This window comes from Halomonas smyrnensis AAD6 (assembly GCF_000265245.1).
Taxonomy (GTDB): Bacteria; Pseudomonadota; Gammaproteobacteria; order Pseudomonadales; family Halomonadaceae; genus Halomonas; species Halomonas smyrnensis.
This window is the reverse complement of the sequence record NZ_AJKS02000003.1, coordinates 258,761-281,740: the sequence shown is the minus strand read 5'-3', so window position 1 is coordinate 281,740 and position 22,980 is coordinate 258,761. Positions and strand designations below refer to the sequence as shown.

Here is a 22,980-nt window from a genome sequence, read left to right as displayed (position 1 = left end):
ATCAGGCCGGATGGTGGCGCAGCACCTTGCTCTTGTCGGTGACGAAGGCGTCGTAGTCGAAGTCGTCGACGGTGAGCATGTCCAGCACCTCGGCCTCGCGCTGGCGCATGAAGGTGGCATCCTCCTCGCTGATCAGGCCGGCGGCGAGGGCGGCATCGACCTTCTGCTCGGGGTGCAGGGCCTCGGCCGGGATCTCGCCCTTGGCGTGGGCCTTGCCGACGGTGCGATACAGCGCCTCGGCGCGCTCCTGGGTGGCCAGCAGGGCGTTGTAGCGGGCCAGCGGGTTGTCCTGGGGACCGTCGTCGGCGTCCCAGGTGTTGGTCAGCAGGCGCCGGCGCAGGGCGCTGTCGCGGGTCACGGCCTGGGCGATGGTGCGAGTCAGGTCGTCGGTCGGGCGCGACCAGCGGCGGCCGCGGGGCATCACCACGATGCGCAGCATGCGGCCCAGGGCGCGGTTCGGCAGGTTGTCGAACAGCTCATCGAAGGCCTGCTCGGCGCGGCCCAGCAGGAAGCGGGCGGCGTAGTGGAGCAGGGCGTCCTCCTGCTCGACCTTCTCGCCTTCTTGCCACTGCTTGAGCATCAGGCTGGCCAGATAGAGGTTGGACAGCACGTCGCCGAGGCGCGCGGAGAGCATCTCGCGCTGCTTGAGCTTCGAGCCGAGGCTGGCCATGGCGGCGTCGGCGGTCAGCGAGAAGCCGGCGGAGAGCCGCGCGATCTCCTTGGCGTAGGGGGCGGCGACGCCGTCGAAGGGGACGCTCCGCTGGCCGATGCCGAGACCCTGGGTCAGGGCGCGGGCGGCGTTGCCGAGGATCAGGCCGGCGTGGCCGAAGAAGGCCTTGTCGAAGGCGTTGACGTCGTCGGCGTCCTTGGCGGCCAGCTCCTCCAGCACGTAGGGATGGCAGCGGATCGCCCCCTGGCCGAAGATCATCAGGTTGCGGGTCATGATGTTGGCGCCCTCGACGGTGATCGCCACCGGGTTGGCGCTGTAGCCGATGCCGAGGTAGTTGCGCGGCCCGAGGGTCACCGCCTTGCCGCCGTGGATGTCCATGGCGTCGGCCAGGATCACGCGCTGGAACTCGGTGAGCTGGCTCTTGAGGATCGCCGAGGGCACCGCCGGCTTCTCGCCGTGGTCGATGGTGTTGGCGGTCTGGTAGACCGCGGCCTGGGCGATGTAGCCGAGCGCCGCCATGCGGGCCAGCGGCTCCTGGACGCCTTCCATCTCGGCCACCGGGACGTTGAACTGGCGGCGGATGCGGGCGAAGCCGCCGCTCCAGCCCAGGGCGTAGCGGGCGGTGCCGGTGGCGCCGGAGGGCAGGGTGATGCAGCGACCCACCGACAGGCACTCGACCAGCATGCGCCAGCCCTGGCCGATCATGGCCTCGCCGCCGATGATGGTGGACAGCGGCACGAAGACGTTCTCGCCCTTGATCGGGCCGTTGAGGAAGGGGCTGCCGATGGGATGGTGGCGGCGGCCGATCTGCATGCCCTCGGTGTCGCGGGGCACCAGCGCCAGGGTGATGCCGCGGTCTTCCTCCTCGCCGAGCAGGTGGTCGGGGTCGAACAGGCGGAAGGCCAGGCCGACCACGCTGGCGATCGGCGCCAGGGTGATCCAGCGCTTCTCGAAGGTCAGCTCGAGGCCCAGCACCGTCTCGCCGTCGATCTCGCGGCGCACCACGGTGCCGATGTCGGGCAGCGAGGTGGCGTCACTGCCGGCGCGGGGGCCGGTCAGGCCGAAGCAGGGAATCTCGCGGCCGTCGGCCAGCCGCGGCAGGTAGTGGTTCTTCTGCTCCTCGGTGCCGTACTTGAGCAGCAGCTCGCCCGGGCCGAGGGAGTTCGGCACGCCGACGGTGACCATCAGCGTCTCGTTGACCGAGAGCTTCTGCAGCACCATCGACTGGGCCTTGGCGGAGAAGCCGAGGCCGCCGTATTGCTGCGGGATGATCATGCCGAAGAAGCGCTCGCGCTTGAGGTAGTCCCACAGCTCCTGGGGCAGGTCGGCGCGCTCGCGGGCGATGTCCCAGTCGTTGCACATGCCGGCGGCCACGCCGCACTGGTGATCGAGGAAGGCGCGTTCGGCGTCGGACAGGCCGGCGTCGCGATAGTCGAGCAGCCGCTGCCAGTCGGGGCGGCCGGTGAACAGCTCGCCGTCCCAGGCCACGCTGCCGGCCTCGAGTGCGGTGCGCTCGGTGGCCGAGACCTTCGGCGCCACGCGCTTGAACATGGCGAACAGCCTCGGCGTCAGCCAGCGGCGGCGCAGCGCAGGCAGGCCGCAGGCGGCGATCGCCGCGGTGGCGACCAGCAGCAGCACGCCGATCACCGCGGCGCCGGTGGCCAGGCCGACGAGGCCGAGCAGGCCGGTGACGCCGAGGGCGGGCAGGGCGCCGGCCTCCCGGCGCATCACGATGAGCAGGCCGGCAACGGCCAGCAGCAGCAGGATCAGGGTCAGCATGGTGGGTGGCTCCGTGACATTTAAACACTTGTTTGAATGTCTTCAGCCTAGCTCATCGGAGGCCTCGCAGCCAATACCCTATCGTCCAACGCAGGACGCCCCGCTCGAAGGCGGGGCGTCCTGGTGCTGCCGGAGGCGCGGTCAGGCCGTGCGGCGCTGCGGCTCCTGCTGGGCGGGGGCGCCGTTGGCGACGTAGTAGGGGGCGTCGCTCTTCGGCAGGGCCTCGCGGCCGCGGATCTTGTCGGCCATCTTCTCGGCCAGCATGATCGTCGGCGCATTGAGGTTGCCGGTGGGGATCACCGGGAACAGCGAGGCGTCGACCACCCGCAGGGCCTCCACGCCGTGGACCCGGCCGGCGCCGTCGACCACCGCGTCGTCGCCGTCCCCCATGCGGCAGCTGCCGCAGGGGTGGTAGGCGGTCTCGGCGTGCTCGCGGACGAAGGCGTCGAGCTCGGCATCGGTCTTCACCTCCGGCCCCGGGGAGATCTCGCGGCCGCGGTATTCGTCCATGGCCGGCTGCTCGATGATCTCGCGGGTCAGGCGGATGGCGTCGCGGAACTCCTGCCAGTCCTTCTCGGTTGACATGTAGTTGAACAGGATCGAGGGCGCGGCCTTGGGATCCAGCGAGGTCAGGCGCACCCGGCCCTCGCTCTCGGAGCGCATGGAGCCGACGTGGGCCTGGAAGCCGTGGGCCTGCACCGCGCTCTTGCCGTTGTAGCTGATGGCGATCGGCAGGAAGTGGTACTGCAGGTTCGGCCATTCCTCCTCGTCGCGGGTGCGGATGAAGCCGGCGGCCTCGAACTGATTGCTGGCGCCCACGCCGGTGCCGAACAGCATCCACTCGGCGCCGATCTTCGGCTGGTTGTACCACTTCAGCGCCGGATACAGCGAGATCGGCTTCTTGCACTCGTACTGGATGTACATCTCCAGGTGGTCCTGGAGGTGCTGGCCGACGTTCTCGTTGACCTGCACCGGGGTGATGCCGAGCTCGTCGAGCAGGTCCTGCGGGCCGATGCCGGAGCGCTGCAGGATCTGCGGCGAGGCGATGGCGCCGGCGCACAGCAGCACCTCGCGACGCGCCTTGACCTCCTGGGGCTGGCCGCCACGCTCGTAGCGCACGCCGGTGGCGCGCTTGCCCTCGAAGGTGATGACGTCGGTGGTGGCGCGGGTCTCGATGGTCAGGTTGGGACGCGGCCTGGCCAGGTCCAGATAGCCCCGAGCGGTGGAGGCGCGGCGACCGTTCGGGGTGACGAAGCGGTCCATGGGGCCGAAGCCTTCCTGCTGATAGCCGTTGACGTCCTCGGTGGCCGGATAGCCGGCCTGCTGGCCCGCCTCGATGAAGGCGTGATACAGCGGATTGTTGCCGTCCTTCGGCGTGGTCACGCTGACCGGGCCGTCGCCGCCGTGATAGTCGTTGGGACCGATGTCGCGGGTCTCGGCCTTGCGGAAGTAGGGCAGGCAGTCGGCATAGGTCCAGTCCTCGAGGCCTGAGCGCTTGGCCCAGTTGTCGTAGTCCAGGGCGTTGCCGCGGATGTAGCACATGCCGTTGATCAGCGAGGAGCCGCCCAGGCCCTTGCCGCGGCCGCACTCCATGCGCCGGCCGTCCATGTGCGGCTCGGGGTCGGTCTCGAAGGCCCAGTTGTAGCGCTTGCCCTGTAGCGGATAGGCCAGCGCCGCCGGCATCTGGGTGCGGAAGTCGAAGCGGTGGTCCTTGCCGCCGGCCTCGAGCAGCAGCACGCTGACGTTCGGGTCCTCGGTCAGGCGGGTGGCCAGGACGTTGCCGGCCGAACCGGCGCCGATGATGACGTAATCGAACTCACGGGACTGCGACATGGAGCCTCCCTGAAACAGTCAAAAGGGTCTCGTGGCGAGCGGCTGGGGCGCCGCTCGCCGGTCGGGAACGCCGGTGGTCCCGCGTTCCGGTCATGCTCTTGAAAGGGGGTCGGAGGGGACGTCTCCGACGCCGGGCGTAAGGCGCGCCGGGGGCGGCTCGAAGAGGAGGTCCTACGCCAGGGATGGCGTCGGTAGCGCCCAGGGAAGGGTTCACAGCGCCTCCTCGCAGAGCCGTCCCCGGGGAAGCGCCTTACCTCCCCGGGTCCTACGCCGGTCTTAGAACACCGATTCGAAGGCGCCCATCTCGACCTGCACCGACTTGGTCTGGGTGTAGTGGGCCAGGGTCTCGACGCCGTTCTCGCGGCCGACGCCGGACTGCTTGTAGCCGCCCACCGGCATCTCGGCGGGGGACTCGCCCCAGGTGTTGACCCAGCAGATGCCGGCTTCCAGCCGGTGGATGACGCGGTGAGCGCGGTTCAGCCCCTCGGTGAACACGCCGGCGGCCAGGCCGTAGGCGGTGTCGTTGGCGCGGCGGATCACCTCTTCCTCGTCGTCGAAGGCCAGGATCGACATCACCGGGCCGAAGATCTCCTCGCGCACGATGCGCATCTCGTCGCTGCAGTCGGTGAACACGGTGGGCGCGGCCCAGGCCCCGTTGGCCCACTCGCCCTGGTCCCAGGCCTCGCCGCCGGCCAGCACCCGGGCGCCTTCCTGCTTGCCCAGCGCGATATAGGACAGCACCTTCTCCTGATGCTCGAAGCTCACCAGCGGGCCGAAGTTGACCGTCGGATCCATCGGATCGCCGGCCTTGATGCGGGCCACGCGCTCGGCGATCTTGGCCTCGAAGGCCTCCTTGACCGCGCTGGCCACGAACACCCGGGTGCCGTTGGTGCAGATCTGCCCGCTGGAGTAGAAGTTGGCCATCATGGCGGCGTCGGCGGCGCGGTCCAGGTCGGCGTCGTCGAACACGATCAGCGGCGACTTGCCGCCCAGCTCCATGGTCACGTCCTTGAGGCTGGACGCGGCGGAGGCGGACATCACCTTCTTGCCGGTGCCTACCTCGCCGGTGAAGGAGACCTTGTCGATGTCGCCGTGGCCGGTGATCAGCTGGCCGACGCGGGCGTCGCCGTGGACCACGTTGAACACGCCGTCGGGCAGGCCGGCCTCGGTGAAGATCTCGGCCAGCGCCATGGCGGTCAGCGGCGTGACCTCGCTGGGCTTGAAGACCACGGCGTTGCCGGCGGCCAGGGCCGGGGCGGACTTCCAGCAGGCGATCTGGATCGGGTAGTTCCAGGCGCCGATGCTGCCGATCACGCCCAGCGGCTCGCGGCGGGTGTAGACGAAGGAGGTGTCGCGCAGCGGGACCTGGCTGCCCTCGATAGCCGGGGCCAGGCCGGCGTAGTACTCGAGCACGTCGGCGCCGGTGACGATGTCGACCTCGCGGGTCTCGCTGACCGGCTTGCCGGTGTTGCGGCTCTCCAGGTCGGCGATCTCGTCGTTGCGCTCGCGCAGCAGTGCCACGGCGCGCTGCAGCACTCGGCCGCGCTCCATGCCGGTCATGGCGGCCCAGACGCGCTGGCCGCGGCGGGCGGCGGCGACGGCGGCGTCCACGTCGGCCTCGCTGGCCTGCTGGACCTCGGCCAGGGTGCTGCCGTCATAGGGGTTGACGACCGGGAAGGTCTCGCCGGAGGTGGCATCCACCCGGCGGCCGTCGATGTACAGGGATTCGATTGCGTGGGTCATGGAAACCTCCAGTCAGGACTCGAGTGATAGGGATTCGGAAGAGCGAGCGCCGAGGCCGTAGGCCTTGAGCAGCTGCTCCAGGTAGTCGCGGGCCAGGCGCCGGGCGCGGTCGCTGTCCAGCCCCTCGGGGGCGAGGGCGCCGCGCAGCCACAGGCCGTCGATCATGGCGGCCAGGGCGCGGGCGGCGTCACGGGCCTTGTGCTTGTTGGGCAGCAGGCGCCGGAACTCGTGGCTGAGGTTGGCGTACAGGCGCCGGTCGTTGACCGTCTGCAGGCGCGCCAGGGCGGGGCGGTGCATGCTGCTGGCCCAGAAGGCCAGCCAGGTCTTGGCCACCGGGCCGGAGACCTGGGTGCGATCGAAGTTGCCGTCGATGATCGCCGCCAGGTGGGCCTCCGGCGCGTCGGTGGTCAGCGCCTTGCGTCGACGCGAGACGGCCTCGCCCAGATCATTGAGGATCTGGCGCATCGTCGCTTCCAGCAGGCCGTCCTTGCCGCCGAAGTAGTGACTGATGATGCCGGCCGAGACGCCTGCGTGGCGGGCGATGCGCGCCACGGTGGCGTCGGCCAGGCCGACTTCGTCGATGGCCGCCATGGTGGCCGTGATCAGCTGCTGGCGACGAATGGGTTCCATTCCGACCTTGGGCACTGCGTTGACTCCTCTCCCGAGAGCATCTTGCTACCATGGCATTCGACATGGTTAAGATAGCGATAGCTTGCCATTTTTTTATTGAACGTTCAATCAATAAAAATGGCGAGCACGATGTTTCCTCCAATAATACGCGCGATCCACTCAAGGGAGCGATGCAATGAACAAGATGACCATGGGCCTGGCCTCCACCGCGCTGGCGCTTTCCGCCTCGCCGCTGCTGGCCGCCGAAGAGGGCTGTCAGCCCGTCCGCTTCGCCGAGGTGGGCTGGACCGACATTACCGCGACCACCGCCTTGACCACCGAGGTGCTCGAGACACTCGGCTACGAGACCCGGATCGATACCGTCTCGGTGCCTATCGCCTATTCCGGCATGAAGAACGGCGACTTCGATGTCTTCCTCGGCAACTGGATGCCGTCCATGGCGTCGATCAGTGACCCCTACGTCGAGCGGGGACAGGTGGATCGCCTGGGCGCCAACCTGGAGGGCGCCAAGTACACCCTGGCAGTGCCTCAGTACGTGTATGACGCCGGCGTCACCTCGGTGGCCGATCTGGACGCTCACGCCGACCGCTTCGCGTCAACGCTGCACGGCATCGAGGCCGGCAACGACGGCAACCTGCTGATCCAGGACATGATCGACGACGACGCCTTCGGCCTGGGCGACTGGCGGCTGGTGGACTCCAGCGAGGCGGGCATGCTGGCCGAGCTCAGCGCCCGCGAGCCGAACGAGCAGTGGATGGTGTTCCTCGGCTGGGAGCCGCATCCCATGAACACCAACTTCGACATCGCCTATCTGGAGGGCGCCGACGACTACTTCGGCCCGAACCTGGGCGGTGCCACCGTCTACACCAATACCCGTGCCGGCTACGCCGAGGCCTGCCCCAACGTCGGGTCGCTGCTGAGCAATCTCTCCTTCACCCTGGAGATGGAGAACCAGCTGATGGGCGAGATCATGGACGAGGGCAGCGATCCGCGCGATGCGGCCCGGGCCTATCTCCAGGCACATCCCGACGTGCTCGAGGGCTGGCTCGACGGCGTGACCACCGCCGACGGCGAGCCGGGGCTGCCCGCGGTCAAGGAGGCGCTGTCTCTCTGATGCGGCCTGTCGCATGGCGGGCTTGCCTTGGGGCGGGCCGCCGTGCATAATCTGCATCCGTCGTCGGGGGCATCCCTCCCGAGATGAAAAATGGCTACGTAGCTCAGCTGGTTAGAGCACATCACTCATAATGATGGGGTCCCCTGTTCGAATCAGGGCGTAGCCACCAGGACAGCATGAGACGCCCGCCCGGCACATCGCCCGGCGGGCGTCTTGCTTTCCGGCGGTGCGAGCGGCGTGTGAGGGTTTTGGCTCTTGACGTTCACAAGCGGATCCGTATACTACGCACCGTGCTCGAGGCCATTCCCCGATAGCTCAGTTGGTAGAGCAAATGACTGTTAATCATTGGGTCACAGGTTCGAGTCCTGTTCGGGGAGCCAGCTTCTTCCCAGAGCAACGAGCACGGCGGCGCTGAGAGGCGTCGAACGGTAAAAAAGGTCATTCCCCGATAGCTCAGTTGGTAGAGCAAATGACTGTTAATCATTGGGTCACAGGTTCGAGTCCTGTTCGGGGAGCCACCTTTTACCTCTTCCAGACCGTCAGGTTCCGGCCATCAGGCCCCTGAGGTCAGCCCGTCCGGGCACACAAGTCGTTCCCCGATAGCTCAGTTGGTAGAGCAAATGACTGTTAATCATTGGGTCACAGGTTCGAGTCCTGTTCGGGGAGCCAATGCTTGTTCTTCAGCCATGCCTGCGCTGATGTCCTGAATCTTCCGCTCCACGCCTTTCCCGATCGCCTCGTGATGCTACCGGCTTTCCGCCGGCATTCGTCGTGTCTGGCCGTTACCTCGGCGTCGTGTTCGGCGACGCCGGGCGCATGGCCCGGCGTCGTGTATGGCTCGGTGAGGTGGGGGGGGGTCAGTCGTGGTAGTCGGCGAGTCGCAGGCCGTGATCGAGGCGGGCGTAGTCGAGCAGGATCTCGGCGCTCTCCATCACCTGGGCGCGGTCGATGGGCTGCGCCTGTTCGGTGTCCTCGTCCCGGGCATCCGCCCACTCTTCCAGCGGCTCGAGCCCCAGGGCCTCGCGGCGCTGGTTCTCCAGGGCCAGCTGTTCGGCCTCCTGGGCCTCGGCCTCGCGCTGACGCTGTTCGCGATTGAGGCTGACGCTGGTGTGCTGCTCGCGCAGGCGGTCGGCGAGCTCGGCCTCGCGCTCCAGGTAGTGGAAGTCGGGGTGGGCATCGGCGCGCTGGCGATGGCGCTGGCGCAGGGTGTCCAGATAGCGCTCCGGTTCGCCGTAGCGGCGATACTGCACCTTGCGCACCTGATCCCAGGCCAGGGCGTTGTCGAGGCTGCTCTCGCCGATGATCTCGGGATCGATCAGGCTCGGGAAGCTGATGTCGGGCGTGACGCCGCGATGCTGGGTGCTCTCGCCGGAGATGCGGTAGAACTTGGCGCGCGTCAGCTTGAGCTGGCCGTGGTTGAGCTCGTCGAGGGTCTGCACGGTGCCCTTGCCGAAGGTGTCGCCGCCGACCACCAGGCCGCGGCCGTAATCCTGGATGGCGCCGGCGAAGATCTCCGAGGCCGAGGCCGAGAGCCGGTTGACCAGCACCGCCAGCGGGCCGTCGTAGAGGGTGCCGCTGTCGGTATCGCCGTAGAGGCTGATGCGGCCCTCGGCATCGCGCACCTGGACGGTGGGGCCACGGTCGATGAACAGGCCGATCAGCGAGTTGGCCTCCTGAAGGGCGCCGCCGCCGTTGTTGCGCAGGTCGAGCACGATGCCTTCCACGTCCTCGTCCTTGAGGCGTTCGACCTGCTTGGCCACGTCACGGGTGGTGCTGCGGTAGTCCGGTTCGCCGGCCTGCCAGGCGTCGAAGTCGACGTAGAAGGCCGGCACCTCGATGACGCCCAGACGATGCACGCCGTCCTCGCGCTCGACCTCGATGACCTCGCTCTGGGCGGCCTGGTCCTCGAGCTTGACCGTATCACGGGTGATCTCGACGACCTCGGAGCGAGTGGTGTCGACGGCCTGGGCGGGCACCACGTCGAGGCGTATCACCGAGCCCTTGGGGCCACGGATCATGTCGACCACGTCGTCGAGGCGCATGCCGACCACGTTGACCATCTCCTCGCCCTCCTGGCCGACGCCGACGATGCGGTCGGCGGGCTTGAGCACGCCGGCCTTCTCGGCGGGGCCGCCGGGCACCAGGCTCGCGACCTTGACGTACTCGCCGTCGGCCTGGAGCAGGGCGCCGATGCCCTCGAGCGAGAGGCGCATCTGGATGTCGAAGGATTCGCTCTGGCGCGGCGACAGGTATTCGCTGTGGGGGTCGATGCTGCCGGTCACGGCGGCCATCATCAGGCCGAAGACGTCCTCGGCGTTGGTCTGGCGCAGGCGGTTCAGCTGGTTCTCGTAACGCTGGTGGAGGGTCTCCTCGACTTCCTCCGGGCTCTGGTCGCTGATCGACAGCGTCAGGGCGGCGTTCTCGAGTCGTTTCTGCCACAGCTCGTCCAGCGACGATTCGCGCTGCGGCCAGGCGGCGTCCTCGCGGTCCAGCGCCATGCGCCGATTGCCGTCGAAGTCGAAGTCGAGCCCCGCGTCGATGCGTTCCAGCAGCCATTCCAGGCGTGCCTCGGCGCGCTCGTGATAGCGCTGGTAGAGGGCGTAGGGGCGGCTGAGGTCGCCGTCGAGGATGGCGTCGTCCATGGTGGTCGACAGCGCCGCGAAGTCATCGACGTCGCCGGCCAGCAGGTAGGCGCGCTGGCCATCGAGCAGGTCCAGGTAGCGGTCGAAGGCCTGCTCTGACCAGTCGTCGTCGAAGCTGATATCCGCGTAGTGGCCGTAGCGCAGCGATTCGGCGACTTCCACCGCGGCCTCGCGCTGGGCGTCGGTGGCGGTGATCGCCGCCTGGGCCGGGACGGTGCCCAGCAGCAGGGCCAGGGCCGCGGTACGACCCAGGGTCACATTCAGGCTCATCGATGAAGCACTCCCGGATTCATGTACACTCTAGCGTCCAGACCGTGATTCGGCTCACGAGTTGCACGGACAGAAAGGCCATTGTAGCAGCTCGGTCGAGTCCCATGCCCCCAAGATGCGACACCGAGAGGAGTCCCATGCCCCAGGATGCCCTGCTCGAGCGACTGCTCGACTTCCTGCGCCGTTCGCCCACTCCCTGGCACGCTACGGCCAACATGGCCGAGCGCCTCGAGGCCGCCGGCTTCCGCCGCCTCGACGAAACCCAGGCCTGGCAGCTGACGCCCGGCGAGCGGGTCTACGTGACGCGCAACGATTCCTCGATCATTGCCCTGCAGCTGCCGAGCGAGCCGCTGTCGGCGCTGCGCATGATCGGCGCCCACACCGACAGCCCCGGGCTGCGCCTCAAGCCCCATGCGCCCCAGACCTCCGCCGGCTGGCTGCAGCTCGGCGTCGAGGTCTACGGTGGGGCGTTGCTGGCGCCCTGGTACGACCGTGACCTGGGCCTCGCCGGCCGGGTTCACGTGCGCCACCCCGACGGCCGCCTGGAAGGCGTGCTCCTCAACGTCGACCGCGCGGTGGCGATCATCCCCAGCCTCGCGATCCATCTCGATCGCGAGGCCAACAGCGGTCGGGCGATCAATGCCCAGACGCAGATGGCGCCGGTCTTCCTCCAGGGCGGCGAGTCGGCCGACCTGGATCGGCTGCTGCGGAGCTGGCTGTCGGCCGAGCATGGCCTCGACGGCGTCGAGATCGTCGACTTCGAGCTCGGCTTCCACGACATGCAGCCGCCGGCCCGGGTCGGCGTGGAGGGCGAGCTGATCGCCTCGGCGCGGCTAGACAACCTGCTGTCGTGCTTTATCGGCCTCGAGGCCCTGCTCGATTCGGACGGGACGCAAGGGGCGGTGCTGGTGGCCAACGATCATGAGGAAGTGGGCAGTGCCAGCGCCTGCGGCGCCCAGGGGCCCTTCCTGGGCGACGTGCTGCGGCGGGTCAATGCCCAGCTGGGCGACGCCAGCGAGGAGGGGGTCATCCGTCTGATCCAGGCCTCGCGGATGATCTCCTGCGACAATGCCCATGCGCTGCACCCGAACTTCCTCGACAAGCACGACGCCGCTCATGGCCCGGCCCTCAACGAGGGGCCGGTGATCAAGGTCAATGCCAATCAGCGCTACGCCACCAACAGCGCCACCGCGGCGCTGTTCCGGGCGCTGTGCCAGGAGGCCGAGGTGCCGGTGCAGACCTTCGTCACCCGTGCCGACATGGGCTGCGGCAGCACCATCGGTCCGATCACCGCCACCGAGCTCGGCGTGCCGACCCTGGACGTGGGCGTGCCCCAGTGGGCCATGCACTCGATCCGCGAGACCGCGGGCGCCAGGGATGTGGCTCACCTGACCCGGGTACTGACCGCCTTCGTCGATCGCCGCGAGCTGCCCTGAGGCCTCGTGACCGCCGGCGCCTTCGGGCGTCGGTGGGAGAATGGTCTGCCAATCTGCCAAACAGTCCCGCCAACGAAAAAAGCCCGCCTGGCGAACCAGGCGGGCTTTTCGGTGTTTGGTGGCTACGCCCTGACTCGAACAGGGGACCCCATCATTATGAGTGATGTGCTCTAACCAACTGAGCTACGTAGCCGGACAACGGAGGCGTATATTACGGATAACGCCCCGTGTCGTCAAACTTTTTCTGCGTTAGACGTTGAAGCGGAAGTGCACGACGTCGCCGTCCTTGAGCACGTAGTCCTTGCCTTCCAGGCGCCACTTGCCGGCATCCTTGGCGCCCTGTTCGCCGCCCAGCGAGACGAAGTCGTCATAGGCGATCACCTCGGCGCGGATGAAGCCCTTCTGGAAGTCGGTGTGGATCACGCCGGCACCCTCCGGGGCGGTGGCGCCGATCTTGACGGTCCAGGCGCGGACTTCCTTCACCCCGGCGGTGAAGTAGGTCTGCAGGCCCAGCAGCTCGTAGCCGGCGCGGATCACGCGATCGAGGCCGGGCTCTTCCATGCCCATCTCGTCGAGGAACATGGCGCGTTCCTCGTCGTCGAGCTCGGCGATCTCGGCCTCGATCTGGTTGCACACCGGGACCACGACGGCGCCTTCCTCGGCGGCGATCTGCTTGACCACCTCGAGATAGGGGTTGTCGTCGAAGCCGTCCTCGTTGACGTTGGCGATGTACATGGTCGGCTTGAGGGTCAGGAAGCCGAAGTTCTTGAGCTGCTGCTTCTCGTCGTCGTCGAGGCCGAAGCTGCGCAGCGGCTGGCCCTCTGCCAGGTGCGGCTGGATGCGGTCGAGGATCGCCTTGGTGGCGATGGCTTCCTTGTCGCCGCCCTTGACCACGCGCACCAGGCGCTGGATGGCGCGGTCGACGGTGTCCAGATCGGCCAGGGCCAGCTCGAGGTTGATGGTCTCGATGTCGGCGCGCGGATCGACCTCGTTGGCCACGTGGATGACGTTGTCGTTATCGAAGCAGCGCACCACGTGGGCGATGGCCTGGGTCTCGCGGATGTTGGCCAGGAACTGGTTGCCGAGGCCTTCGCCCTTGGAGGCGCCCGCCACCAGTCCGGCGATGTCGACGAACTCCATGGTGGTGGGGATGGTCTTCTCGGGCTTCACGATCTCCGCCAGCCGGTCGAGGCGCGGGTCCGGCATCGGCACGATGCCGACGTTGGGCTCGATGGTGCAGAACGGGAAGTTCTCGGCGTCGATGCCCGACTTGGTCAGGGCATTGAAGAGGGTGGACTTGCCGACGTTGGGCAGGCCGACGATACCGCAGTTGAAACCCATGGGATCTTCCTGGAAAGAGAGTTCGAGGCGTGTGATTGGCCGCTATTCTACGAGATAACGGCGCGGCTGTAAGCCGGCACCCTTCGGGCAATGCCTAGGGCTTGAAGCTGTGCAGCCGCTGCATGGCCTTCGTCCAGTCGCCGCTCACGGCCTGGGGCAGGGTGGCCAGGCACTCGTCGATGGCGGCATCGATGGCGCCTCGCTCGGCCTTGCCGGGGCGGCCCAGCACGTAGTTGGTCACCTGGCGGGCGTCGCCGGGATGGCCGATGCCGATCCGCAGGCGATGGAAGCCCTTGTCGTTGCCCAGCGCCTGGATGATGTCGCGCAGGCCGTTGTGGCCGCCGTGGCCGCCGCCGGTCTTGTAGCGGGCGGTGCCGGGATCCAGGTCGAGCTCGTCGTGGGCGACCAGCAGCTCGTCGGGGGCGAGCTTGAAGAACTTCGCCATCGCCGCCACGGCGCCGCCGCTGCGGTTCATGAAGGTGGTGGGCTCGAGCAGGTGAAGCTCCTGCCCGTCGAGGTGGATGCGGGCATGGCGGCCGAGAAACTTCTTCTCCGCGCGCAGCTCGCCGCCGGCCCGGCGCAGCAGGGCCTCGAGTAGCCAGGCCCCGGCGTTGTGGCGGGTGGCCTCGTACTCGGTGCCGGGGTTGGCCAGTCCGATGATGGCTTTGACCTGACTCATCTTCACTGCCTCCAAACAATCATCCGAAACGATGTGGCGTCGCCCCGGTGGCGGTGCCGCAGGGGCGGGCGGGCCACAAAAAAAATCAAGCGCCGGAGCGCTTGATCGGAAGGACGAGGGCCGCGCCGGTGGCGCGGCCCTGAACAGTGCCGGACTTACTCGGCGCTGTCCTCGCCTTCGGCGGACTCGCCGTTTTCGCCTTCTTCGCCTTCCTCGGGCTCACTGCTGACCTTGGCCGCGGTGATGCTCAGGATGGCCTGGTCGTGGTCTTCGCCGTGGCTGAGCTCGACGGAGGTCACGCCGGCCGGCAGGCTCAGGTCGGACAGGTGCAGGGTGCTGCCCAGAGCGACGTTGGCGACGTCGACTTCCAGGTAGTCCGGCAGGTCCTTCGGCAGGCAGCTGACTTCGACTTCGTTGGACAGGACGTGGAGTTCACCGCCCTCGTCCTTGATGCTCGGTGCGGTCTCGGCGTTCAGCACGTGCAGCGGCACGCGCATGGTGATCGCGTGAGTGGCGTCGACGCGCATGAAGTCGGCGTGGGTCACCAGCGGCTTGTACGGGTGGCGCTGCAGGTCGCGGACTACGACTTGCTGCGGCTTGCCGTCCAGCTCGAGGTTGATCACGGAAGCGAAGAACGCCTCGTCTTCGAGCGCCTTGTAGAAGGCGGTCTTGTCGACGGCGATCGGCTGCGGGGTCTGCTCACCACCGTAGATGATGGCCGGGACCTGCTCGTTCGCACGACGCAGGCGGCGGCTCGCACCTTTCCCCAGGTCGTTGCGCACGTTCGCTGTGAGAGTGTATTCGGACATGATGTTGCCTCTTGGTAGAAAGTCAGGAAACCACCGTCGTCCGCGACCAGACTGAGCGGTGGTTTCCAGTCGCCCCGGCGAACCGGGGCACGCTATCCGCGCGATGCGCCGACGACGGTGTCGTCAGTGGAACATGGCGCTGACGGATTCCTCGTTGCTGACCCGGCGGATCGCCTCGGCGATCAGGCCGGCCACGCTCAGCTGGCGGATCTTGCCGCTGCGGCGGGCGGTTTCGGTCAGCGGAATGGTGTCGGTTACGACCAGCTCATCCAGCACCGAGCCGGAGATGTTGTCGACGGCCGGGCCGGACAGGATCGGGTGGGTGGCGTAGGCCACCACGCGGCGTGCGCCGTGCTCCTTGAGCGCCTCGCCGGCCTTGCACAGGGTGCCGGCGGTATCGATCATGTCGTCGACCACCACGCAGGTGCGATCCTGAATGTCGCCGATGATGTGCATCACCTGGGCCTGGTTGGCCTGGGGGCGGCGCTTGTCGATGATCGCCAGGTCGGCGTTGAGCTGCTTGGCGATGGCCCGGGCACGTACCACGCCGCCCACGTCGGGGGAGACCACCACCAGGTCGTCGTAGTTCTGGCGCTCGATGTCGTCGAGCAGGATCGGTGAGCCGTAGACGTTGTCCACCGGCACGTCGAAGAAGCCCTGGATCTGGTCGGCGTGGAGATCCATGGTCATGACGCGGTCGACGCCGGCCTTGACCATGATGTCGGCCACCAGCTTGGCCGAGATCGGCACGCGGGCAGAGCGGACGCGACGGTCCTGACGGGCGTAGCCGAAGTAGGGCACCACGGCGGTGACACGAGTGGCGGAGGCCCGGCGCAGGGCGTCCACCATCAGCACCATTTCCATCAGGTTGTCGTTGGTCGGGGCACAGGTGGGCTGCAGGACGAAGACGTCCTTGCCGCGCACGTTCTCGTTGATCTCGACCGCAACTTCGCCGTCACTGAACTGGCCGACCGTTGCGTTGCCAAGCCGGGTATCCAGGCTCTCGGCAACCTTCTGGGCGAGTTCGGGATTGGCGTTCCCGGCGAAAACCATCAATTTAGACACGCGCAGCCACCTTTGCAGTGTTGGGTCATCAGGGTTTGGGTCGGATGTTCGGGAAGGGAAATGGCTGGGGTAGCAGGATTCGAACCTGCGCATGCCGATACCAAAAACCGGTGCCTTACCGCTTGGCTATACCCCAGCAACCTTTGCCGTACCGGACCGATGCGTGATGCGCCATGGCATGGCGGTCATCGATCCAGTGCATCATGGAGAGGAGAGCGATTCAGTCCCCTGGCCTTGAAGGATGTCCAGCGGCCGGACAGGTCGTCCAGCAGCGCCGTGGCATCGGCTTCATGGTCCAGGCGGGCGAATACACAGGCGCCGGTGCCGGTCAGCATGGCCGGTGCCCTGTCGCTCAACCAGTCGAGCGCACTCGCGACCTCGGGATGCAGCTCCCGGACCGTGAGCTCGCAGTCGTTGCGCCAGCTCGCCGTTCCCCCCTGAAGTGCGCGCGCCATAGTAATGGGAGGCGTGTCCCGTGTCAATTCCGGCGCCTGGAACACCGCCGGCGTGGAGACGCTCACGCCGGGGTGGACGACCACGAACCAGGGCGTGTCGAGCTCCACCGGGGTCAGGCGTTCGCCCACGCCCTCGGCCCAGGCGGCGTGGCCGCGCACGAACACCGGGACGTCCGCTCCCAGCGCCAGACCCAGTTCGGCCAGCTCCCCTATAGAGAGGGAGAGTCCCCAGAGGCGGTTCAGGCCGAGCAGGGCGGTGGCGGCATCGCTGCTGCCGCCGCCGAGGCCGCCGCCCATGGGCAGGCGCTTGTCGAGATGGAGGTCGGCGCCCTGGCGGCAGCCGGTGGCCTCGCGCAGCGCCGTTGCGGCGCGCAGGATCAGGTTGTCCGTCGGGGCGACGTCGGAAAGCGTCGGCGTCAGGCGGAGTTCGCCGTCGTCGCGCGGGGCCAGGGTCAGGGTGTCGCCGTGGTCGAGAAACTGGAACAGGGTCTGCAGCTCGTGATAGCCGTCGTCGCGTCGGCCGGTGATATGCAGCATGCGGTTGAGCTTGGCCGGGGCGGGCAGGCTCAGGCGGCCGGCATCAGGCATCGCTGGTCTCCGGCTGCCAGCGGGTCACCACCAGGGTCACGTTCAGCTCGCCGTACTGCATCTTCATGCGGCGCGGCAGCCACAGGTCCTCGACGCGCATCCAGTCCTGGTAATCGATGGTCCAGCCGTCCTGCTCCAGGCGGGCCGGGAAGCCGCGCGCATCGCGATTCATGCGGTGCGGGCTGTCGTCGGCGGGCAGGCCGCGGACCCAGTCGCCCAGCGCGGCCACCGGCAGCGACCAGCCGAGCCGCTGGTTCATCAGCGCCTCGGGGCTCTCGGCCTCGAAGCGGCCCTCGCCGGTGGTCAGCGAGACGCGGCCCTCGCGGCCTTCCAGCACGCTGCGGCCGCTGCCGAAGGGGCCGCTGAGCAGCAGGCGGAAATGGTAGGGGGTCTGGTTCCAGTCGAGATTGGCGCTGGTGCTGTCCTCGGGAGTGCGCAGGCCGGCCTTGCCGGTCAGCTCCCAGGTCTGCATGGCCTCCAGGCGTGTCTTCTGGGCCTGCCAGTCGTCGGCGGCGCGGGGGGCGTCGGGAGACTGGCCCCGGGTGGCGCAGCCGCCGAGCAGCAGCAGGGCGAGGGCCAGGCCGGGCAGCAGGGTAAGCGTGGGGCGTCGCATGGTCGGGTTTCCTTCTCCGTCGCGGGGCATCAGGGGGCGAGCGCGGGCAGGCGCTCGAGCAGCTCGTCGATCCGGGGGCGCGGCGAGAAGCGCTCCACGGCGGTGGCGATCAGTGCCCGGGCGCGTTGGCGTTCGCCGGCGACCCACAGCACCTCGGCCAGGTGGGCGGCGATCTCCTGGTCGGGCATGGCCGACCAGGCGCGTTCCAGCCACGGGACGGCGGCGTCGACGTTGCCGAGGCGGTAGGCGACCCAGCCGCGGCTGTCGAGGATGGCCGGATTGTTCGGCTCGAGCTCGAGCGCGCGCTCGATCAATGCGCGGGCTTCCTCGAGTCGTCCTTCTATATTCTCGTCGGCCAGGGTGTAGCCCAGGGCGTTGAGCGCGTTGGCGTTGTCCGGGTCGCGCTCGATGATGGTGCGCAGGTCGCGCTCCATGGCGGCCAGGTTGCCGTTGCCGTAGGCGCGCATGGCCCGCTGGTAGCGCAGTTGGGCGTCGTCGGGGTGGCGATCGAGATAGCTGTCGAGCAGGGCGTCGGCCTGGGCGCGGGCGCCGGCCTCGTCGAGCAGTTCGGCCTCCAGGCCGGTGAGTCGAGAGGCGGCATCGGGATGGGTCAGGCGCTCGTTGCGCAGGAAGGCGCGGGCGTCGACCAGCCGATCGTCCTCGATCAGCATGCGCGCGGCGCGGAGCCGGGCGAGCAGGAAGCTGTTGCCTTCGGGCACCTGGCGGTAATAAAGAAGGGCGTTGTCGACCTCGCCCTGCTGCTCGGCGATGCCGCCAAGCAGCAGGAAGGCCAGCTCGGGCGTGTCGTCGTCATCGAGCAGCGGCAGCAGCAGGCGGCGGGCCGGCTGCGGATGCGCCTCCTCCAGATAGAGGCGGGCCAGGGCCAGGCGCAGCGGCGGCCGGTCGCCCCGGTCCTCGAGCAGCGCGTCGGTGCTGGCCTCGGCGGCGTCCAGTCGGCCGAGGCGAATCTGGGCGCGGGCCAGCAGCAGCATCAGGCGGGCGTCGCCCGGCGACGCCTCGAGGCCTCGACGGGCGGCGGCCTCGGCGCGCTCGGGGGCATTCATCTCCAGCGCCAGGGCGGCGTCGATGCGCTGTACCGCGGGATCGTCCGGATGGGTCGCGGTCAGCCGGTCGAGGCGGCGTCGGGCCGTGGGCGTCTGGCCGGTGGCGGCCTCCAGCAGCGCCATGGCCAGTTCGCGGTCGACGGGGGCATCCGGCGCGGCGACATCCTGTCGCAGGCGCTCGAGCAGCGGCGCCGGCGCCGCGCCGGCCTCCAGCGCATCCTCGATGAAGCCCAGCAGCTCGGCGTCGCCGTCGTCGTGCAGTGCCAGGCGCTGATCCAGGGCGCTCGTCCAGTCGCCGCGCTGCACGGCCAGGCTGGACAGCAGGCGGGCCGGGGCCTCGCTGGCGGGGTCCAGCGACTGCCAGCGGCGGGCGGTCTCCTCGAGCAGTGCCGGGTCGTCGTCGAAGCGTGCCGCCAGGGCGGCGCGCTCGGCGAGCTCCGGCGCCCGGTAGCGTTCGGCGGTGGCCAGATAGCCGCGGGTGGCGCGGCGATAGTCGCCTCGCTGGCCGGCGATCTCCGCCACCAGCAGCGTCGACAGGCCCTCGGCATCCAGGCCGCGGGTGATCGGCGGTGCATCGGCCATCGGGTCCTGCGGCGGCGGGGCCGACACGGCGGACAGGCTCTGACAGCCGCCGAGCGCCAGGGCCAGGCCGATGGCGGCGAGGGGGCGGCGACGGAACAGCGTCGTGGGGAATCCTCGGGGCATGCCGGTCTCGTGGTGTCGGGCGAGTCGTCAGCATAACGGCTTGATCGCGCGGGGCAAAGGCGCAATGGATGAGGGAGATGCGGCGCGCCGATGGTCTGCATCGATGCCCTCGATAGTCCCGGCGGGCGCCGTGCGGTCATGGCCTGTGATAGAATGTGGCGCCGTGGAGTGGCAGGCGACGCCTCGCCGGGCCGCCCTCGAAACCGCCGAAACACGATCGCGAAGACGCCGACACGCATGACGCTTCTTGCCCTGGGAATCAACCATCGGACCGCCGCCGTCGAGGTGCGCGAGCAGGTCGCCTTCACGCCTGCGCAGCTCGAGACCGCGCTGACCGAACTGCGTGGCCTGCCCGAAGTGCAGGAGGCCGCGGTGCTGTCCACCTGCAATCGTACCGAGCTGTACTGCGTCACCGGCGAGTCGGGGGAGCGGGCGGTGCTCGACTGGCTGGGCCGCTTCCACGGCCTCGCCGTCGAGGAGCTGACCCGCTGCGCCTATCACTATATGGATGACGAGGCCGCCCGCCACCTGATGCGGGTGGCCGTCGGCCTCGATTCCATGGTGCTCGGAGAGCCGCAGATTCTCGGCCAGCTCAAGGAGGCCTATCAGGTCGCGCGCCAGGCTCGCGGCATGGGCGGCGAGCTGGAGAGCCTCTTCCAGCAGACCTTCGCCGTGGCCAAGCGGGTGCGCACGGAGACAGGCATTGGCCGCAATCCGGTTTCCGTGGCCTATGCGGCGGTCAGCCTGGCCAGCCGCATCTTCGACGACTTCTCGCGCTCGCCGGCGCTGCTGATCGGTGCCGGCGAGACCATCGAGCTGGTGGCGCGCCACCTCCACGAGGCCGGGGTGCGCCATCTGACGGTGGCCAACCGCACCCGCGAACGGGCCGAGCAGCTGGCCGCACCGCTGGGCGGCCAGGCCATCACCCTCGACGAGATCCCCGAGGCGCTGGTCGAGGCGGACATCGTGATCTCCTCCACCGCCGCGCCGCTGCCGATCCTCGGCAAGGGCATGATGGAGCGCGCGCTCAAGAAGCGCCGCCATCGCCCGGTGTTCATGGTCGATATCGCCGTGCCGCGTGACATCGAGCCCGAGGTCGGCCACCTCTCCGACGTCTTCCTCTATACGGTCGACGACCTGGAGGAGGTCATCGAGGAGAATCGCCGCCATCGCCAGGTCGCCGCCGACGAGGCCGAATCGCTGATCGAGCACGGTGTGGGCCGCTGGCAGCACGATCGCCGGCTGCGCAGCGGCGGCGAGCTGATCCGCGACGTGCGTGCCCGGGGCGAGGCCCTGCGCGACGAGGCCCGTGACCAGGCCCTGGCGCGCCTGGCGCGTGGCGAGAATCCCGAGGAGGTGGTGGCGCGGCTGGCCCACCAACTCACCAATCGCCTGCTGCACCGGCCCACCGTGGCCCTGCGCGAGGCCGCCGCCGACGAACAGCGCGAGCTGCTGGACGCGGCCGCGTCACTGCTGCTCGACGACTCTTCCGACACTTCCCGATAGGACATCCTTGATGAAAGCTTCCCTGCGTCAGCGTCTCGACGCCTTTGCCGAGCGCTTCGAGGAGCTCGCCGCCCTGCTGGCGGACCCCGAGGTGATCACCGACCAGGCCCGCTTCCGCGACTACTCCCGCGAATACACCGAGCTCGAGCCCCTGGTGGAGGCCTGGCGCGAGCATCGCGGCGTGGAGGACGACATCGCGGCCGCCGAGGCCATGGCCGACGACGCCGACGCCGAGATGCGCGAGCTGGCCGAGATGGAGCGCGAGGAGGGCCGTGAGCGGCTGGTCGAGCTTGAGGCGCGCCTCAAGCAGCTGCTGATCCCCCGCGATCCGGACGATGCCGGCAACGTCTTCCTCGAGGTTCGCGCCGGCACCGGCGGCGACGAGGCGGCGCTGTTCGCCGGCGACCTGTTCCGCATGTACTCCCGCTACGCCGAGCAGCACGGCTGGAAGGTCGAGGTGGTCAGCGCCAGTCACGGCGACATGGGCGGCTACAAGGAGATCATCTCGCGCATCAAGGGCGAGGGCGTCTACGGGCGGCTCAAGTTCGAGTCCGGCGCCCACCGGGTGCAGCGCGTGCCGGCCACCGAGTCCCAGGGCCGCATCCATACCTCGGCCTGCACCGTGGCGGTGATGCCCGAGGCCGACGAGGTCGGCGACGTCGATATCAACCAGAACGATCTGCGCGTCGACACCTTCCGTTCCAGCGGCGCCGGCGGCCAGCACGTCAACACCACCGATTCCGCCATCCGCATCACCCACCTGCCCACCGGGGTGGTGGTGGAATGCCAGGAGGAGCGCAGCCAGCACAAGAACCGCGCCAAGGCCATGTCGCTGCTCGCCGCCCGCCTCAAGCAGGCCGCCCAGGACAGCCAGCGCCAGCAGCAGGCAGACGAGCGCCGCTCGCTGGTGGGCTCGGGCGATCGCAGCGAGCGCATCCGCACCTACAACTTTCCCCAGGGCCGGGTGACCGACCACCGCATCAACCTGACCCTCTACAAGTTGGGCGAGGTGATCGGCGGCGAGCAGCTCGACGAGGTGATCGAGCCGCTGATCCAGGAACACCAGGCCGATCAGCTCGCCGCCCTGCAGCAGGAGGCCTGATGCGCCTCGACCTGCTGCTGGCCCGGGCCGCCCAGCGGCTGCTGAATGCCGGCTCGCCGAGCGCCCGGCTTGACGCCGAGGTGCTGCTGTGCCACGTGCTCGAGGTCGATCGCACCTGGCTCTACACCTGGGGCGACCGCGAGGCCGACGGCGAGACCGAGGCGCGCTTCGAGACGCTCATCGCCTCCCGCGAGGCCGGCCATCCGGTCGCGCACCTGACCGGCGAACGCGAGTTCTGGGGGCTGAGTCTCGCCACGTCGCCGGCCACCCTGATTCCGCGCCCGGACACCGAGACCCTGGTGGAGGCGGCGCTGGCCGTGGCCAGCGCGACGGGGCGGTTGCTCGACCTGGGCACCGGCACCGGCGCGGTGGCGCTGGCGTTCGCCAGCGAGCGGCCGGGCTGGGCGGTGACCGGCGTCGACCTGCGGCCGGAGGCGGTGGCCCTGGCGCGGGACAACGCCGCCCGCCACGACCTCGGCAACGCCCGCTTCCTGGTCAGCGACTGGTTTTCGGCGCTGGTCGAGGAGGGCGGCGATGCCCGCTTCGAACTGATCGTCTCCAACCCGCCCTACATCGCCGACGACGATCCGCACCTCGCCCGCGGCGACGTGCGCTTCGAGCCGCGCAGCGCCCTGGTGGCCGCCGCCGACGGCCTGGCCGACCTGCGCCATCTGGTGGCGACGGCGCGCGACCATCTGGCCGCCGACGGCTGGCTGATGCTGGAGCACGGGGCCGGCCAGGCCGCGGCGGTGCGTGGGGCCCTCGCCGCGGCCGGCTATCGCGAGGTGGCGAGCCGCCGCGATCTCGGCGGGCACGAGCGGATCAGCCTGGGGCGGTGCTGAGCCTCCCCGGGCCGGGGGCTTGCGTGGCGGCGCCGGCCGGCCGCCCGTGAGCGACATCCTGGGGCATCTTTCTGCCGGAGGGGCTGGAGCCGGC

Annotated in this window: 17 protein-coding genes and 6 tRNA genes; 9 read left to right on the top strand and 14 right to left on the bottom strand. The window is 69.0% G+C overall.

Features of this window, described 5'->3' with window-relative positions; all coding sequences use genetic code 11:
- Position 1: 1 nt before the first annotated feature.
- The 4 genes from UYS_RS0205490 to betI all read right to left on the bottom strand — a co-directional run bounded on the left by UYS_RS0205490 (position 2) and on the right by betI (position 6,670).
- Complete coding sequence (locus tag UYS_RS0205490; protein ID WP_016854499.1) at positions 2 to 2,449, bottom strand: acyl-CoA dehydrogenase; 2,448 nt, start codon at positions 2,447 to 2,449, stop codon at positions 2 to 4.
- Positions 2,450 to 2,590: 141 nt separating this feature from the next.
- Entirely contained in the window at positions 2,591 to 4,282 is a 1,692-nt protein-coding gene (betA, locus tag UYS_RS0205485) for a choline dehydrogenase (protein ID WP_016854498.1), read from the bottom strand.
- 276 nt (positions 4,283 to 4,558) lie between these two features.
- A complete protein-coding gene (betB, locus tag UYS_RS0205480; protein WP_016854497.1) occupies positions 4,559 to 6,025 on the bottom strand; it encodes a betaine-aldehyde dehydrogenase in 1,467 nt (488 codons plus the stop codon).
- Between the two features lie 12 nt (positions 6,026 to 6,037).
- Positions 6,038 to 6,670, bottom strand: coding sequence for a transcriptional regulator BetI (gene betI, locus UYS_RS16955; RefSeq protein ID WP_192813914.1), 633 nt, complete (start codon positions 6,668 to 6,670; stop codon positions 6,038 to 6,040).
- Positions 6,671 to 6,830: 160 nt separating this feature from the next.
- Between betI and UYS_RS0205465 the strand changes: the two genes are divergently transcribed.
- The 5 genes from UYS_RS0205465 (at position 6,831) to UYS_RS0205445 (ending at position 8,438) form a co-directional block, all read left to right on the top strand.
- Complete coding sequence (locus UYS_RS0205465; RefSeq protein WP_016854495.1) at positions 6,831 to 7,769, top strand: choline ABC transporter substrate-binding protein; 939 nt, start codon at positions 6,831 to 6,833, stop codon at positions 7,767 to 7,769.
- A gap of 92 nt (positions 7,770 to 7,861) precedes the next feature.
- A tRNA-Met gene (locus UYS_RS0205460) sits at positions 7,862 to 7,938 on the top strand.
- A 135-nt stretch (positions 7,939 to 8,073) separates the two neighbouring features.
- A tRNA-Asn gene (locus UYS_RS0205455) sits at positions 8,074 to 8,149 on the top strand.
- A 62-nt stretch (positions 8,150 to 8,211) separates the two neighbouring features.
- A tRNA-Asn gene (locus tag UYS_RS0205450) sits at positions 8,212 to 8,287 on the top strand.
- 75 nt (positions 8,288 to 8,362) lie between these two features.
- Positions 8,363 to 8,438, top strand: a tRNA-Asn gene (locus UYS_RS0205445).
- Between the two features lie 188 nt (positions 8,439 to 8,626).
- On the opposite strand, the gene UYS_RS0205440 is transcribed toward UYS_RS0205445, so the two are convergent.
- Positions 8,627 to 10,681 carry a carboxy terminal-processing peptidase gene (locus UYS_RS0205440; RefSeq protein WP_016854494.1) on the bottom strand — a complete coding sequence of 685 codons (2,055 nt, stop codon included), beginning with the start codon at positions 10,679 to 10,681 and terminating at the stop codon, positions 8,627 to 8,629.
- Positions 10,682 to 10,818: 137 nt separating this feature from the next.
- Between UYS_RS0205440 and UYS_RS0205435 the strand changes: the two genes are divergently transcribed.
- A complete protein-coding gene (locus UYS_RS0205435) occupies positions 10,819 to 12,117 on the top strand; it encodes a M18 family aminopeptidase (RefSeq protein WP_016854493.1) in 1,299 nt (432 codons plus the stop codon).
- A 116-nt stretch (positions 12,118 to 12,233) separates the two neighbouring features.
- Here UYS_RS0205435 and UYS_RS0205430 read toward each other — a convergent pair.
- From UYS_RS0205430 to UYS_RS0205390, 9 genes are all read right to left on the bottom strand, one after another.
- A tRNA-Met gene (locus tag UYS_RS0205430) sits at positions 12,234 to 12,310 on the bottom strand.
- Positions 12,311 to 12,366: 56 nt separating this feature from the next.
- Complete coding sequence (gene ychF, locus UYS_RS0205425) at positions 12,367 to 13,458, bottom strand: redox-regulated ATPase YchF (RefSeq protein WP_016854492.1); 1,092 nt, start codon at positions 13,456 to 13,458, stop codon at positions 12,367 to 12,369.
- Positions 13,459 to 13,552: 94 nt separating this feature from the next.
- On the bottom strand, positions 13,553 to 14,137 hold the full coding sequence (gene pth / locus UYS_RS0205420; RefSeq protein ID WP_016854491.1) for an aminoacyl-tRNA hydrolase: 585 nt from the start codon (positions 14,135 to 14,137) through the stop codon (positions 13,553 to 13,555).
- A gap of 155 nt (positions 14,138 to 14,292) precedes the next feature.
- A complete protein-coding gene (locus UYS_RS0205415) occupies positions 14,293 to 14,946 on the bottom strand; it encodes a 50S ribosomal protein L25/general stress protein Ctc (RefSeq protein WP_016854490.1) in 654 nt (217 codons plus the stop codon).
- A 123-nt stretch (positions 14,947 to 15,069) separates the two neighbouring features.
- A complete protein-coding gene (locus tag UYS_RS0205410; protein ID WP_026068372.1) occupies positions 15,070 to 16,011 on the bottom strand; it encodes a ribose-phosphate pyrophosphokinase in 942 nt (313 codons plus the stop codon).
- Positions 16,012 to 16,072: 61 nt separating this feature from the next.
- A tRNA-Gln gene (locus tag UYS_RS0205405) sits at positions 16,073 to 16,147 on the bottom strand.
- 49 nt (positions 16,148 to 16,196) lie between these two features.
- Positions 16,197 to 17,054, bottom strand: coding sequence for a 4-(cytidine 5'-diphospho)-2-C-methyl-D-erythritol kinase (gene ispE / locus UYS_RS0205400; RefSeq protein WP_016854488.1), 858 nt, complete (start codon positions 17,052 to 17,054; stop codon positions 16,197 to 16,199).
- Positions 17,047 to 17,667, bottom strand: a complete 621-nt coding sequence (gene lolB / locus UYS_RS0205395) for a lipoprotein insertase outer membrane protein LolB (RefSeq protein ID WP_016854487.1) — start codon at positions 17,665 to 17,667, stop codon at positions 17,047 to 17,049. Before lolB ends, ispE begins: the two co-directional genes overlap by 8 nt.
- A gap of 29 nt (positions 17,668 to 17,696) precedes the next feature.
- Positions 17,697 to 19,436, bottom strand: a complete 1,740-nt coding sequence (locus tag UYS_RS0205390) for a tetratricopeptide repeat protein (RefSeq protein ID WP_016854486.1) — start codon at positions 19,434 to 19,436, stop codon at positions 17,697 to 17,699.
- A gap of 237 nt (positions 19,437 to 19,673) precedes the next feature.
- Between UYS_RS0205390 and hemA the strand changes: the two genes are divergently transcribed.
- The 3 genes from hemA to prmC are packed head-to-tail and all read left to right on the top strand — an operon-like array spanning position 19,674 to position 22,886.
- On the top strand, positions 19,674 to 20,942 hold the full coding sequence (gene hemA / locus UYS_RS0205385; protein WP_016854485.1) for a glutamyl-tRNA reductase: 1,269 nt from the start codon (positions 19,674 to 19,676) through the stop codon (positions 20,940 to 20,942).
- 10 nt (positions 20,943 to 20,952) lie between these two features.
- Entirely contained in the window at positions 20,953 to 22,044 is a 1,092-nt protein-coding gene (gene prfA, locus UYS_RS0205380; RefSeq protein ID WP_016854484.1) for a peptide chain release factor 1, read from the top strand.
- Positions 22,044 to 22,886 carry a peptide chain release factor N(5)-glutamine methyltransferase gene (gene prmC / locus UYS_RS0205375; protein WP_016854483.1) on the top strand — a complete coding sequence of 281 codons (843 nt, stop codon included), beginning with the start codon at positions 22,044 to 22,046 and terminating at the stop codon, positions 22,884 to 22,886. Before prfA ends, prmC begins: the two co-directional genes overlap by 1 nt.
- Positions 22,887 to 22,980: the final 94 nt, after the last annotated feature.

What these genes read in the sequence shown, in the direction of transcription:
- UYS_RS0205490 (WP_016854499.1), bottom strand. Translation starts at nt 2,449, where the DNA reads ATGCTGACCCTGATCCTGCTGCTGCTGGCCGTTGCCGGCCTGCTCATC.
- betA (WP_016854498.1), bottom strand. Translation starts at nt 4,282, where the DNA reads ATGTCGCAGTCCCGTGAGTTCGATTACGTCATCATCGGCGCCGGTTCG.
- betB (WP_016854497.1), bottom strand. Translation starts at nt 6,025, where the DNA reads ATGACCCACGCAATCGAATCCCTGTACATCGACGGCCGCCGGGTGGAT.
- UYS_RS0205465 (WP_016854495.1), top strand. Translation starts at nt 6,831, where the DNA reads ATGAACAAGATGACCATGGGCCTGGCCTCCACCGCGCTGGCGCTTTCC.
- UYS_RS0205440 (WP_016854494.1), bottom strand. Translation starts at nt 10,681, where the DNA reads ATGAGCCTGAATGTGACCCTGGGTCGTACCGCGGCCCTGGCCCTGCTG.
- UYS_RS0205435 (WP_016854493.1), top strand. Translation starts at nt 10,819, where the DNA reads ATGCCCCAGGATGCCCTGCTCGAGCGACTGCTCGACTTCCTGCGCCGT.
- ychF (WP_016854492.1), bottom strand. Translation starts at nt 13,458, where the DNA reads ATGGGTTTCAACTGCGGTATCGTCGGCCTGCCCAACGTCGGCAAGTCC.
- pth (WP_016854491.1), bottom strand. Translation starts at nt 14,137, where the DNA reads ATGAGTCAGGTCAAAGCCATCATCGGACTGGCCAACCCCGGCACCGAG.
- UYS_RS0205415 (WP_016854490.1), bottom strand. Translation starts at nt 14,946, where the DNA reads ATGTCCGAATACACTCTCACAGCGAACGTGCGCAACGACCTGGGGAAA.
- ispE (WP_016854488.1), bottom strand. Translation starts at nt 17,054, where the DNA reads ATGCCTGATGCCGGCCGCCTGAGCCTGCCCGCCCCGGCCAAGCTCAAC.
- lolB (WP_016854487.1), bottom strand. Translation starts at nt 17,667, where the DNA reads ATGCGACGCCCCACGCTTACCCTGCTGCCCGGCCTGGCCCTCGCCCTG.
- UYS_RS0205390 (WP_016854486.1), bottom strand. Translation starts at nt 19,436, where the DNA reads ATGCCCCGAGGATTCCCCACGACGCTGTTCCGTCGCCGCCCCCTCGCC.
- hemA (WP_016854485.1), top strand. Translation starts at nt 19,674, where the DNA reads ATGACGCTTCTTGCCCTGGGAATCAACCATCGGACCGCCGCCGTCGAG.
- prfA (WP_016854484.1), top strand. Translation starts at nt 20,953, where the DNA reads ATGAAAGCTTCCCTGCGTCAGCGTCTCGACGCCTTTGCCGAGCGCTTC.
- prmC (WP_016854483.1), top strand. Translation starts at nt 22,044, where the DNA reads ATGCGCCTCGACCTGCTGCTGGCCCGGGCCGCCCAGCGGCTGCTGAAT.